The organism is Nannocystis pusilla (assembly GCF_026626665.1).
In the GTDB taxonomy this organism is placed as follows: domain Bacteria; phylum Myxococcota_A; class Polyangia; order Nannocystales; family Nannocystaceae; genus Nannocystis; species Nannocystis pusilla.
The window spans coordinates 3,420,554-3,433,600 of sequence record NZ_JAPNKE010000002.1 but is presented as its reverse complement, the minus strand read 5'-3'; the positions used below and the strand labels follow the sequence as shown (position 1 = coordinate 3,433,600).

Annotated in this window: 12 protein-coding genes; 3 read left to right on the top strand and 9 right to left on the bottom strand. The window is 71.7% G+C overall.

Annotated features, from left to right (window positions below):
- Positions 1-87: 87 nt before the first annotated feature.
- Positions 88-699 carry a TetR/AcrR family transcriptional regulator gene (locus OV079_RS14975; RefSeq protein ID WP_267769240.1) on the top strand — a complete coding sequence of 204 codons (612 nt, stop codon included), beginning with the start codon at positions 88-90 and terminating at the stop codon, positions 697-699.
- 68 nt (positions 700-767) lie between these two features.
- On the opposite strand, the gene OV079_RS14970 is transcribed toward OV079_RS14975, so the two are convergent.
- From OV079_RS14970 to OV079_RS14935, 8 genes are all read right to left on the bottom strand, one after another.
- A complete protein-coding gene (locus tag OV079_RS14970) occupies positions 768-1,553 on the bottom strand; it encodes a hypothetical protein (RefSeq protein WP_267769238.1) in 786 nt (261 codons plus the stop codon).
- A gap of 1,175 nt (positions 1,554-2,728) precedes the next feature.
- Entirely contained in the window at positions 2,729-3,214 is a 486-nt protein-coding gene (locus tag OV079_RS14965; protein WP_267769236.1) for a hypothetical protein, read from the bottom strand.
- Positions 3,211-3,831: a hypothetical protein gene (locus OV079_RS14960; RefSeq protein ID WP_267769235.1), complete on the bottom strand. Its 621-nt coding sequence runs from the start codon at positions 3,829-3,831 to the stop codon at positions 3,211-3,213. The genes OV079_RS14965 and OV079_RS14960 overlap by 4 nt, the downstream gene beginning before the upstream one ends.
- Complete coding sequence (greA, locus tag OV079_RS14955) at positions 3,828-4,316, bottom strand: transcription elongation factor GreA (protein WP_267769233.1); 489 nt, start codon at positions 4,314-4,316, stop codon at positions 3,828-3,830. The genes OV079_RS14960 and greA overlap by 4 nt, the downstream gene beginning before the upstream one ends.
- Positions 4,313-7,567 carry a carbamoyl-phosphate synthase large subunit gene (carB, locus tag OV079_RS14950; RefSeq protein WP_267769231.1) on the bottom strand — a complete coding sequence of 1,085 codons (3,255 nt, stop codon included), beginning with the start codon at positions 7,565-7,567 and terminating at the stop codon, positions 4,313-4,315. Before carB ends, greA begins: the two co-directional genes overlap by 4 nt.
- A 6-nt stretch (positions 7,568-7,573) precedes the next feature.
- A complete protein-coding gene (locus OV079_RS14945; RefSeq protein WP_267769229.1) occupies positions 7,574-8,302 on the bottom strand; it encodes a HEAT repeat domain-containing protein in 729 nt (242 codons plus the stop codon).
- A 247-nt stretch (positions 8,303-8,549) separates the two neighbouring features.
- Positions 8,550-8,939 (bottom strand): hypothetical protein, encoded by a 390-nt coding sequence (locus OV079_RS14940; protein ID WP_267769228.1) that lies wholly within the window; start codon positions 8,937-8,939, stop codon positions 8,550-8,552.
- Positions 8,940-8,960: 21 nt separating this feature from the next.
- Complete coding sequence (locus OV079_RS14935) at positions 8,961-9,716, bottom strand: hypothetical protein (RefSeq protein ID WP_267769227.1); 756 nt, start codon at positions 9,714-9,716, stop codon at positions 8,961-8,963.
- Positions 9,717-9,862: 146 nt separating this feature from the next.
- Here OV079_RS14935 and OV079_RS14930 point away from each other — a divergent pair, with 146 nt between their 5' ends.
- Entirely contained in the window at positions 9,863-10,387 is a 525-nt protein-coding gene (locus OV079_RS14930; protein WP_267769225.1) for a hypothetical protein, read from the top strand.
- A gap of 129 nt (positions 10,388-10,516) precedes the next feature.
- Here the strand turns inward: OV079_RS14930 and OV079_RS14925 are convergent, their stop codons facing one another.
- Positions 10,517-12,049 (bottom strand): hypothetical protein, encoded by a 1,533-nt coding sequence (locus tag OV079_RS14925; protein ID WP_267769224.1) that lies wholly within the window; start codon positions 12,047-12,049, stop codon positions 10,517-10,519.
- Between the two features lie 192 nt (positions 12,050-12,241).
- Here OV079_RS14925 and OV079_RS14920 point away from each other — a divergent pair, with 192 nt between their 5' ends.
- On the top strand, positions 12,242-13,030 hold the full coding sequence (locus tag OV079_RS14920) for a tetratricopeptide repeat protein (RefSeq protein ID WP_267769223.1): 789 nt from the start codon (positions 12,242-12,244) through the stop codon (positions 13,028-13,030).
- Positions 13,031-13,047 lie beyond the last annotated feature (17 nt).

The window sequence follows — 13,047 nt, the reverse complement described above, 5'->3', positions numbered from 1 at the left end:
TCATTTTGGGGTTACGAACCTTGTTCCAAGTTGCGCCCCCGGGAAATCCAAGGTTCCGTCAGGCAAAAAACCTGCTAGTCATGAGGAATGTCACGTGTTCAGCGAGCAGGCCTACGACAGGGAATCATCCAAACCAGCCTCGAGATCGGGAGCGAGCGGGGTGAAGAAGGGCTGACGATGCGCGGCATCGCGGCCCGCCTCGGAGTGAGCGCCACGGCGCTCTATCAGCACTTCGAGAGTAAATCGAAGATCCTCCGCGAGATCCGGATCTACGGGGCCGAACTGCTGCAGAGCGAGGTATTGGAGCCCGCAGCCTCGACCGAGGACCCGGCGGAGCGCCTCGTCAACGCCGGCCGCAACTATGTGCAGTTCGCCAAGTCGCACAAGTGGCTGTACTCGGTGATGATGGGTAACGAGCAGATCGATTGGTCGCAGCACAACACCGAGGAGGTGGACCTGCTGCTGCGCCCGCTCAAGACGTTCCAGGGCTGGCTGGAGGAGGGCGCGGCGCGCGGCTGCTGGCGCGGCGACGTCGACCTGTCGCTGGCCTCGTTCCGTATCTGGATGTCGCTCCACGGGCTCTGCACGATGCTGCTGTCGGGGCGCATCAGCGAGGCGCATCCGGCGTTCCCGCGCAAGGACGAGCAGAGCTTCGTCGACGAGTTCATCATCTCGATGATCGCCTGTCTCAAGCCCTGACGGGCTACGCCGGCACGAAGCAGGCCCCGATGCTCTCGAACCCGGGCGCGGGGCTCGGAAACAGCGGTTCACAGAGGGAGGGCGACGCGCACTGGGCGTCGCCCTCGTTCGTGGCGCAGGTCGAGGTGCAGCAGCTGGAAGAGCCGCATCGGCACCAGCGCCCCCGGCATGCACACGTACGTCGGCGCGCAGCCGCGGCCGTTGAACTCGGAGCAGTTGGCGCCCTCGGTGCCCATGTCGACGTCGAGCAGCATCTCGCAGACGAATCGATCGGTGCCCTGGCGACAGCCGAGGTTGGGCGGACAGATGGCCACGAGAGGATCACAGCTGTCCGCGCAGTAGGTCGTGCCGCTGAACGGACTGGTGACGCACAGGCCCGGGTCGCAGTCGATGTCGTTGCGGCAGAGCGAGAAACAGAGGCCGGAGGTCGGGTCGTCCTGCGTCGGCGAGAGGCACACGGTGCCGGCGCCGCACGCGTCCTGTCCGCTCTCGGGCGCAGGCACGCACGGCTCGAGCGGAAGGATCGCGCTGTCGTCGGGCACGCACTTGAAGTGGTTCTGCAGGCCGCCCTCGCTGATGGCGGTACACTTCTGTCCTTCGGGACATGCGGGAGTTCCGGACGGTTCACAGTCGTAGACCGGGTTGAGGTCCGGCGGCGGCTCCGGCGCTCCCGTGGTCGGCTGGGTGTCGCCCCCGCCGTCGGTGTCGGTGTCGCTCTCGTCGTCGCCCTGGTTGCCGGCGGTGTCGTCGTCGTCGTAGGGGACCCGCTGGCATGCCCCAAAGGACAGGAACGCGAGGACAGAGACGAGCCGGGCGGCGGTGACGCCGGGGCCGCGGAGCTGCGCGTCGAGCATGGGCTCACAGTAGCAGGTGCCCGCGCGCGCGGCCCGATGCGTGCCAGCGCGAGGGCGTGGGGTCCGATCGCGGACCGATGTCGCGGCCGGTTCTCGGACTGCTGTCCGCCTGACGCTGCTGCGCGGACGCGGGTCGGAAGGGGGCGCGGCGGACTGCTGTCCGCGAGGTCGATCGCGATCGCAGCGCATGGGCTCGCCGGACTTGTGTCCGAGGCGAGGGCGACGCACGAGCTCGCCGGACTTGTGTCCGCGGCGAGAGCGGCGCCCGGAGGTGCCCGCAGCGCTCGCCATGCATCGGGGCAGGCTCGTGCGTCGGCTTCGGGTGCGGCGCGACAGGCCGTACACGAGGTCCGCAAGTCGGGTGATGCGTGCCGCGAGCGTCGAGGCGCGAGCAGTTGGGGGCGATGAGCTCTCGTGACCGAGCGAGCGTCGACCGAGAGGCCCGAGGCGTGCGAGCGGGTCGCTCAAGGAGCACCGACGCGATGCGATCGGCGATGCGCTCGCGTGCTCGAGCGTCGAGGTTGACGATTCGTTCGCGGGCTCGAGCGGCCGTCGATGAGGACGATGCGCTCGCGCGCTCGAGCGATGATCGGTGACGGCGATGCGCTCGCGCGCTCGAGCGTCGAGGTTGACGATTCGTTCGCGGGCTCGAGCGGCCGTCGATGAGGACGATGCGCTCGCGCGCTCGAGCGATGAGCGGTCACGGCGATGCGCTCGCGTGCTCGAGCGTCGAGGTTGACGATTCTTTCGCGGGCTCGAGCGGCCGTCGATGAGGACGATGCGCTTTCGCGCTCGAGCGATGATCGGTGACGGCGATGCGCTCGCGCGCTCGAGCGTCGAGGTTGACGATTCGTTCGCGTGCTCGAGCGGCCGTCGATGAGGACGATGCGCTCGCATGAGGATCGAAGAGGGCGATGCGCTCGCGTGCTCGCGCGACTGTCGTCGAGGACGATGCGCTCGCATGAGGAGCGAAGAGGGCGATGCGCGCTCGTGGTGGAGCGACTGTCGATGAGGACGAGGCGCTCGCGCTCGCATCGAGCACGCGTTCGCTGCGCTCGCGTTGGCACTCGAGCGGTGCAGGGTGAAGACGATGCGTCCGCGCGCTCGAGCGTCGCGCGCGCTCGCGTCGGCGAACGAGCCTTGCGGGCGGCGCCTCCGCGCCTTGCGAGCGGTCGCTACAGGGCCGCGGTTCGCAGGTCGGCGATGGCGTTCGCGCAGCCGTGGACAATCGTGCGGGCGTGGTCGAGGCCCTGCTGCGCGGCCTGGTTGGGGCCGCGGTGGAGCTGGACGAGGACCTCGGCGCCGGCGGAGCCGGCGGTGATGGCCACGGGGATGGCCATCAGCGCGCGGGCGGCCTCGGCGGCGCGGGCTCCGAGGGGGACCTGGTTCTCGGGGCCGCTGTCGCCGAGCAGGCGCAGGTGGTCGACGTAGCTGCGGCCCCAGCGCGACTCGGCGGCCTCGAGGGCGTCAGGCGTGCCCTGGGCGTGCGCCCAGGCGACCAGGACGGCGTTGAGGGCCATCCCGGCGGCCCGGCGGGCGTGGGTGAGGGCGGTGCGGCGGACGGCGACGTGGTCGGCGCCGGCCTCGAGCTCGGTCAGCGCGGACCGCATCCAGGCGTCCGCGTCGAGGCGCCACAGCCAGTGGGCCTCGGCCTCCGTCATCCCGACGAGCTCCCGGTGCTGGTCGAGCTGGTCGAGTCGGTGGTCGAGCCGGTGGTGGTCGTCGTCGAGTCGGTCGAGGTGCTCGTGGTCGACGAGTCCGTGGTGCTCGAGGTCGTGGTCGTGTCGGTCGTCGACGTGGTGGTCGTGTCCGTGGTCGACGAGGTGGTCGTCGTGTCGGTCGCGGTGCCGTCGGTCGCGGTGCCGTCGGTCGCGGTGCCGTCGGTCGCGGTGCCCTCGGTGGTCGTGCCGGTCATCGACGAGGCGGTGGCGGAGCCGTCGGTCGGGCCGCTGGCGCTCTCGCTGAGGCTGTTGCTGCCCGGGCCGGCGATGTCGCGCTTGGACGGGAGGTCGTCGCGGATCGGCATGTCGGGCAGGCCGGGGCCGGCGGAGTCGGTGTCGACGCTCTCGGAGACGACGCACTGGCCGATGACGCCCGGCTTGAAGCAGGCGTCGCCCGACAGGATCTTCTCGCCCTCGGCGTAACACTCGAGGCCGGCGCCGCAGTCGCTGGCGCAGCGACACGGATCGCCGGCCTTGGGCCGGCAGCCCGCGAGCGCGACCAGCATGGCCAGCGCGACGCCGGAGGCGAAGGTCTGGCGCGGACGGGGCGGCGTCACGAGATGGCCTTGTACTCGATGCGGACGACCTCGTACTCGCGGTCGCCCTTGGGCAGCTTGACCAGGACCTCGTCGCCGACGCGCTTGCCGAGCATCGCCCGGGCGATCGGGGCGCCGAGCGAGATCTTGCCGTGGGTGGCGTCGGACTCGTCCTCGCCGACGATCTGGTAGACGACCTTCTGGTCGTTCTCGACGTCGAGCATCGTCACCGTGGCGCCGAAGGTGACCTTGTTCTCCTTGACGGTCTCGGGGTCGATGACCTGGGCCATGCCGATCCGCGACTCGAGGTAGCGCATGCGGCCGTCGAGCTGGGCCTGGCGCTCCTTGGCGGCGTGGTACTCGGCGTTCTCGCGCAGGTCGCCGTGGCCGAGCGCGGTCTCGATGTCACGGACGTTCTCGGGCCTGTCGACTTCCTTGATCTGCTTGAGCTCGGCGCGCAGCTTGGCGTACCCGGCGGGGGTCATCGGGATCTTCTGCTCGGTCATGGCGTGTCCTGAGTCGCGGACGGAGGCGCAGGCTCTCGATGATAGTCCTGCAGGGTGCGGGCGACGAGGGTTTTTTCGCCGCTGCGCACCGCCTGGATCGCGCGCGCCGCGGCCATCGCCGCGGAGATCGTCGTAAAGTGCGGGATCTTCTGCATCAGCGAGGTGCGGCGGATGCTGAAGCTGTCGCGGATCGACTGCAGGCCGACGGTGGTGTTGATGACCATGGCGATGGTGCCGTTGACCAGCGCGTCGACGATGTGCGGGCGGCCCTCCTTGACCTTGTTGATGAGCTCGCAGTCGAGGCCGGCGGCCCGGATGGCGACGGCGGTGCCGCGGGTGGCGACGATGCCGAAGCCGAGGTCGATCAGGTGGCGGACGACCGGCATGACGAGGTCCTTGTCGTCGTCGCGGACGCTGACGAAGACCCGGCCCGACTGCGGCAGGACCACGCCGGCCGCCAAGAGGCCCTTGTAGAAGGCCGCGCCGAAGTCGGCCGCGACGCCCATGACCTCGCCGGTGCTGCGCATCTCCGGGCCGAGGATGGTGTCGACGCCCGGGAACTTGTGGAAGGGGAACACCGAGACCTTGACGCTGACCTGGGCCGGCATGCGCTCCTTCAGGCCCATCGGCGCCAGCGGCTCGCCGGCGGCCACGCGCGCGGCGATCTTGGCGAACGGGACGCCGGTGGCCTTGGCGACGAACGGGACGGTGCGGCTGGCCCGCGGGTTGACCTCGAGCACGTACACGTCGTCGCCCTGGCGGGCGAACTGGACGTTCATCAGGCCGACCACGCCGAGCTCGCGCGCGAGCGCGACGGTGGTGCGCCGGATCTCCGCCAGCACCCCGGGCGGGGCCAGCACCGGCGGCAGCGAGCAGCCGGAGTCGCCGGAGTGGACGCCGGCCTCCTCGATGTGCTCCATCACGCCGGCGATGACGACGTCCTTGCCGTCGGCGACGGCGTCGACGTCGAACTCGGCGGCGTTGTGAAGGAACTCGTCGACGAGCACCGGGTGGTCGGGCGAGGCCAGCACGGCGGTGCGCATGTACTCGTCGAGCTCGGCGCGGTCGTAGACGACGCGCATGGCCCGGCCGCCGAGGACGTAGCTCGGGCGCACGAGCACGGGGAAGCCGATCCGCTCGGCGATCCCGCGCGCCTCGTCGGGCGAGCGGGCGACGCCCCAGCGCGGGCAGCGGACGCCGAGGCGCTGCAGCAGCTCGCCGAAGCGGCCACGGTCCTCGGCGAGGTCGATCGCCTCGGCCGAGGTGCCGAGCAGCTTGTAGCCGGCCTTCTCGATCTCGGCGGCGAGGCGCAGCGGCGTCTGGCCGCCGAACTGCACCAGCACGCCGACGATCTCGCCGCGGGCTGACTCATGGGCCAGGACCTCGAGGACATGTTCCGCGGTCAATGGCTCGAAGTACAGGCGGTCGCTGGTGTCGTAGTCGGTCGAGACGGTCTCGGGGTTGCAGTTGACCATGATCGTCTCGTAGCCGGCCTCGCGCAGGGCGAAGCTGGCGTGGACGCAGCAGTAGTCGAACTCGATGCCCTGGCCGATCCGGTTGGGACCGCCGCCGAGGATGACGACCTTCTTGCGCGCGGTGACCTCGGCCTCGTCCTCCTCCTCGTAGGTCGAGTAGAGGTAGGGGGTGCCGGCGGCGAACTCGGCGGCGCAGGTGTCGATGCGCTTGTAGACCGGGCGCAGGCCGGCGGCCTCGCGCTCGGCCCGGAGCTCGCGCTCGGGGACGCCGCGGACCTGGGCGAGGCGGCGGTCGGACAGGCCGGAGCGCTTGGCCCGGGCCAGCAGGGCGGCGCCGAGCGGGCCGGGCGGGGCGCTTTGGACCTCGGCCTCGACGGCGAGCACGGCCTGGATCTGGGCGAGGAACCACGGGTCGATGCGGGTCAGCTCGTGGACGCGCTCCAGCGAGACGCCGGCGCGCAGGGCGTTGCCGACGTGCCACAGGCGCTGCGGGTGCGGCCGCCCGAGCGGGACCTCGGCGGCGGCCGGGCCGTCGCCGTCGAGCGGGAGGTCGAAGCCGTAGGTGCCGGTCTCGAGGCCGCACATGGCCTTGCCGAGCGACTCGCGGAAGGTGCGGCCGATCGCCATGACCTCGCCGACCGACTTCATCTGGATCGTCAGGGTCTCGTCGGTGCCGGCGAACTTCTCGAAGGCGAAGCGCGGGATCTTGGTGACGACGTAGTCGATGCTCGGCTCGAAGCTGGCCGGGGTGGCGCGGGTGATGTCGTTCTGCAGCTCGTCGAGCGTGTAGCCGACGGCCAGCTTGGCGGCGAACTTGGCGATCGGGAAGCCGGTGGCCTTCGACGCCAGCGCCGACGAGCGCGACACGCGGGGGTTCATCTCGATGACGATCTGGCGCCCGGTCTTGGGGTCGACGGCGAACTGAATGTTGCAGCCGCCGGTCGACACGCCGATCTCGGTGACCACCGCGCGCGCCGCGTCGCGCATGCGCTGGTACTCCTTGTCGGTCAGCGTCTGCGCCGGGGCGATGGTGATGCTGTCGCCGGTGTGGACGCCCATCGGGTCGAGGTTCTCGATCGAGCAGATGACGACGAAGTTGTCCTTCGCGTCGCGCATGACCTCGAGCTCGTACTCCTTCCAGCCGAGCACCGACTCCTCGATCAGGATCTCGCCGCGCATGCTCTCGGCCAGGGCGTGCTGGACGTGGGCCTCGAACTCGTCGCGGTTGTAGGAGATGGCGGCCCCGCTGCCGCCGAGGGTGAAGCTGGCGCGGATGATGGTGGGGAAGCCGATCTGCTCGAGCGCCGCCCACGCCTCGGCCACCGAGTGGCAGTAGAAGCTGCGCGGGACGTCGAGGCCGATCTTCTTCATCGAGGCCTTGAACTTGTCGCGGTCCTCGGCGCGCTCGATGGCGTCGAGGTCGGCGCCGATCAGCTCGACGCCGTACTTGGCCAGGATCCCGCGCTTGCCGGCCTCGATGGCGAGGTTCAGCGCGGTCTGTCCGCCGACCGTCGGCAGCACGGCCTGCGGTCGCTCGGCCTTGAGCACGCGCTCCAAGAACTCCGGTGTCAGCGGCTCGACGTAGGTCCGATCGGCGAGATCGGGGTCGGTCATGATCGTCGCCGGGTTCGAGTTGATGAGGACGACCTCGTAGCCCTCCTCACGCAGGGCCTTGGTCGCCTGGGTGCCCGAGTAGTCGAACTCGCAGGCCTGACCGATGACGATCGGGCCCGAGCCGAGGACGACGATCCGACGCAAGTCGTTGCGGCGCGGCATGGCTTATCAGCGCTCCTTGATGTGGGTGCCGTCGAAGGTGTGGTCGTTGCCGATGGCCTTGTTGATGACGTCGCGGTGGGCACTCACGTCCCAGCCGAGGCGCGCGAGGCCGGTGAGGATCCGGGTGCGCAGGCGCAGCGAGTCCTCGGCGGGGTTGCCGAGGCGGGCGACCAGCGGGCCGAGCGAGCGCGGCTCGCCGATGTCGAGCAGCGCCTCGACCGCGAAGAAGCGCACGCCCTCGTCCGGATCTTCGAGGTAGCCGGCGAGGATGTCCGGGACGCGCGCGTCGTCGATCTCCTGCAGGTGCGTGAGCAGCTGCAGCTTGGCGCTCGGGTCGCGCTCGTAGCCCGGCGGGTGGTGGGCCAGCAGCGCGTCGAGGATGTCCCACTCCTGCTGCTTGCTCGCCAGCTCCTCGACGACGCGCAAGACCCAGGCGATGTTGTCGCTCTGGAGGCAGAACTCCTTGGCCGCCGGCAGCACGGTGTCGAGCGGGAGGCCGAGCAGGCGCTTGTACAGCCAGCCCTTCTCCTCCTCGTCCTCGATGGACTTGCTGGCGTTCATCGTGAACCGCTTCATCAGGCCGACGATCGCCGGGATCTCGGCCATCTCCAGCAGCTGCTCCATCGCGTAGTAGCGGTCGGCCGACTGCGCGTACTGGTTCTGGACGGTCTTGATGTGCTTGTCGAGCTTGCTCTTGCTGCGACCCGCGCTGCTGAAGAGGTCCTTGAGTCCCACGATCGTCCCCGTGTCGCTGCGGGCCCGCGAGCCCGCGGTTTTCGGCCCGGTGGGGCCGCGTAGCAAGAGCCCCGCGAGGGGGCTCCATGAGATCGGGCCAGAGGCGCCCGGGTGCAAGTGGCCCTGTGGGCCGTGAAGCAAAGTTCATGGCCCAGGGGGCCGGGAGGCAGGTGCGTGCGCCGTGAGGGCGAGGCGCCGTGAGGCAGGCCCGGCGCGTGCGGTGGGGCGGAGGCGCCGCCCCGCGGCTTCAGGAGGTCGTGTCGCCGGTGGTGGCGCCGCCGGTGGAAGTTGCGCCGGTCGTGGTGGTCGCGCCCGTGGCGTCGGTCGCGTCGGTGGTGCCGGCGGTGCCGTCGCTGTCGGTGCCGGTCTCGGTGGTCGTCTGCGGGGGCGGGGGCGGCGGATCGCCAGGGTTCGCGCCGGTGGCGCCGAGCTTGCACGCGCCCACGGAGTCGTCGTCGGGCGTGTCCTCGCGGTGGCAGCAGCCGTCGATCCGGCACTCGTAGCCGGCCGGACACTCGCCCGCGTCGTCGGGCTCGCAGGCGAACTGCACCGGGTCGCTGGGCGCGTTGAAGCAGGCCGACAGCGCGGCGGACCCGAACAGCAGGCCGCTCAACATGGCGTTCGCGACATGGCGCATGGGTCCTGTTCCTTCGGCCATCTAGAAGCGCACCTGGAGGCCGCCGAGGCCGGCCTGCACGCGGGTGGGCCGGCGCTTGACGCGGTCGGCGATGAACAGGCCGATGGCGGCGGCGAGCACGACGCCGCCGGCGGCGAGGAAGCTGCGGGCGAGCACCGCGTCGCGGCGGCCGCGGGCGAGGATGTCGTCGTACTCGCCCTTGACGTCGGCGTACTGCAGGGAGGCGCCGGTCTCGGGGTCGAGCTGGGCGATGAGCCGCGCGGCCTTGTCCTCCTCGGTCTCGGCCAGGCCGGCGAACACGCCGCCGGTCGAGGCGAGGGCGAAGCCGCCGAACACACACCACCAGCCGGCCCGCTGCAGCGGCGGCAGCCGCTCGGGGACGCCGTCGACCGGCTTGTCGCGCAGGGCGGTGCCCTCGAGCTCGGCCTTGGCCCGCTTGGCCTCGGGGTCGCTGGTGGCGACGGTGCTGCCGAGACCTGCGCTTTGGGACACGTTGTTCGGCGGCGCCACCAGGTCGGCCTGCCCGGCCGGGGGCGGGGCGGTGACCGGCTGGGTCTGCGGGACAGGCTCCTTGCCGTCAGGCCCCGGAGCGGGGGGATCTTGCTTGCTCGCGTCCGGCGCAGGCGCGGGCTTGGACTCGGGCGCAGGCGCAGGCGCGGGGGCCGTGGCAGGGGCGCTCGGGCCCTGCGCGTGGACGGGCAGCGAGGCGCCGGCGACGGCGATGCCGACGACGAGGCCGAAGGCCCGCGCGGACATCGTGGTGAATCGTGCGCCCATCGCCGGGCGGGATTGTAGTCAGGTCGTCGGCGTGACGCTCGTGCGTTTCCGGCGCCCCAGAGCGGCCAGAACGTGTGACTTTTGCCACCGCCGTGGAAGCAGCGAACCGCGTCGGATCGGGCCGAGAGGTATCCACCATCCCTCGTATGGCTCGCCTCCTTCGCGCCGCGCTCCTGCTCGCGCTCGCCGGCGGCTGCAAGCCGAACGGCGCGCGGGTCTCGGACGTGGTCGACGTGACGCCGCCCTCCGGCGAGGTCTATCCGGAGGGGGCCAGCGACTTCACCGGCGAGTGGGTCGGCGAGAGCGCGGGCATCTTCGGCACGCTGTCGATCCAGCGGCTGGCGAGCGATCGCTACTACGGCCGCTTCGTCAGCGAGGACGGGCTCATCCGCTTCGTCTGCAACCTGCGCCAGATCCGGGCCACGCCGCCCGAGGGCGGGGCGATGCTGCCGAGCAACCTGGTGACCTTCCAGTGGCAGGACGGCCGCGGCGGTCGCGGCGGCGGCTACGTGCTGATCAACCGCGAGGGCTCCGCGCTGACCGGCGAGATCCGCTACGGCGGGCTCGGTCCGCTGGACTTCGTCCGCACCGACGCGCCCGACATGGAGGCGCCGGCCGACGCCGAGACGGCCGAGGCGTTCGCCGACGAGCTCGACGAGCAGGCCGGCTGAGCGGGGGGCGACGGGCAGGTCGGCCGCCCGAGCGGAGACGGACACGACGAGCTCCCTGGCGCCGAGGGCATGTGCTCATGGACATGCTCTTTCGGGCATGGTTGGAAAGACATTCCTGATGGGGCATGGTCAAAAGGACATGTCCGAATGGTCATGCCATCGAAGGGCAGTCGCTTCGTGGAAGTCACCGGAATAGCGACGGCTACCCGGGGCCGCTCGAGTGGAGCGGTCCAGCGAGCACAGGCGGCGCAGGATTCGAGCGGCCGACCTGCGCGGCCTGGGCGCAGTCCGGCCGACAGGCCCGAATGAGCAGGTCATCGGGTGGACGAGCCGGATGGAGCGGCCGAGCCGCGCGGCCCGGGCATGGTCCGGCGGACATGCTCGAACGGACAGGTCAGCCGGTGCGCGGGGTGGGGCGCGGGAGCAGGCGGCGCTGGGTGAAGCAGAGGCCCCAGCCGTGCGACTCCTCGGGCGGGCGCGCGGGGCCGGCGACGAGGCGGGGGCCCTCGGCGCGGGCGGGGGTGGGCGCTCGCCGCCCGCGTGGACGCGGACGAGGGCGATGTCGAGGTGGCCGCGGCCGTCCATGTCGAGCGGGAGCTCGGCGACGGTCTCGGCCTCGAGGGCGAGCGGTCCGCCGGGGGCCTCGACGGCCAGGCCGGTGCGAGCGGGCGCGCGGCCGGGGCGGCGCTCCTGCGTGACCCCGAGGTCGCGGATCGGGACGACGCCGCCGGGCCGCTGGACGAAGCCGCCGGACAGGCTCACCCACGGGAAACGGGCGGTGTGCACCCACGTCCGCAGCGGGCCGAGCGTGGCGAAGCACTGCATGGCGGCGTCGCTGGCGCCCCAGTCGCGCACGCCCCAGTTGTGGACGCGCAGGGCGGCGCCGCCGAAGGCCCGCAGGTCGCGGCCGAGGGTGATCGTGCCGTGTAGATCGCCGGCCTGGACGTAGCCGCGGAGCGGGTGGCGGCGCACGGCGCGGAGCAGGCGAGTGTCCCAGGCGGCGGCGCCGAGCTGGCGCGCGAGCAGGTCGGGGTCGTCGTCGGTGCCGGGGACGAACGGCAAGAGGCCGGCGAGGAAGGTGAGGTCGAGGCGGGCCTCGATCGACTCGGCGGGGGCGTCGCCGGCGGGGCGCAGCGGTCGGCCGCGCGGGTCGTGCACGTGCAGGGCGCCGCGGTAACGCAGGGTCCAGGTGCGCAGCGGCTCGACGCAGTCGAAGCTGAGGCCGCCGACCGACCAGCCGCGCTCGCCGTCGCCGCGCAGCAGCGCCTGGCCGCCGGGGAGGCAGTAGATCGCGGTGGGCGTGAAGAGGGTGAGCCAGACGCGGTGGGCGTCGCGGCCGGGCAACCACTCGAGGCGCGCGAGCACGGCGAGCTCGGGCTGCACGCCGACGAACACGAAGTCCTCGGCGAAGTGCGGCCGGCCGTCCCAGGCGTGGCGGGCCTCGTCCTGCGGGCGCGGCCACTCGGCGGCAGGTCGTCGCAGTACGGCCCAGCGCGCGATCGCGGCCTTGACCCCGCGGCGCAAGAGGCCGGAGAGGCCGGGATCGGCGATGTCGGCGCCCAGCTCGAGGCCGGGGTCGTCGCTCGGCTCGGCGAGCCCGACGTGCGGGCGCAGCGGCCGGGGCCCGCGCGGGTCTTCGGAGTGGGAGTCGCGTCCGGACATCGGCCTCGGGAGGCGGCCAGCGTATCATCCGCGCGCCAAAACGGCCACCGGCGCGAGCGGCCCGCGAGCGAGCGATCGAAGGGCGCGCGGGGCCCGGGTCCGCGCCGCGCGAGGGGCCGGGGCCGGCAGGCGAGCGGCCGCCCTTGTGTCGGCGGGCCGCCGCGTGATACCGAAGTCGCTGGAGGTCCCTCTGTGCCCCGTTTCGCCGCCTGCGCCCTGACCGTCGTCCTGACCGCCGCCTCCGCCCTCGCGCCGGCGTGCAACTCCACGCCCGCGGTCGATCCGGCCGAGCAGGCGGCCCAGATGAAGAAGGACCTCGCCAACGCGGCCGCGCGCGTCAACGACGAGAAGTGGGAAGAGGCCCAGAACCTGCTGAAGCGCGTGCTCGAGGTCGAGCCGAGCAACCCGGAGGCGCAGGCGCTGCTGGCGAAGGTGCGGCTGTACGGCGACAAGGACCCGGCCAAGGCGATCGAGCTGATCGACAAGGCGATCGCCGCCAAGGGCGACGTGGCCGACTACCACGCGACCCGCGCCGCGGCGCTCGAGAAGAGCGACAAGGACGCCGACGCGGCCGCGTCGTGGGGCAAGGCGGCGCAGCTCGACCCCGACAACGGCAACTACGGGCTCCACCAGGGCCAGGCGCTGCGCCGCGCGAAGCAGTTCGAGCAGGCCGAGGCGGTGTTCCGCGAGGTCATCAAGAACGACGAGGCGGTCAAGTTCGTGTACAGCGAGCTCGGCGACGTGCTGCGCGAGCAGGGCAAGCTCGACGAGGCGCTCACGACCTACGCCAAGGCGATGATCAAGTACCAGGGCGACAAGACGGCCCACGCCGGCGCCGCCCAGGTCTACGAGGCGAAGGGCGAGACGCAGAAGGCGATCGACGAGTGGTCGACGTACATCCGCATGGATTGCTGCTCGGACTTCAGCAACAACGTGGCGAAGAAGCGGATCGCCGAGCTGCAGCAGGGCCGCGCGGGCTGAGCTGTCCGAACGGGCAG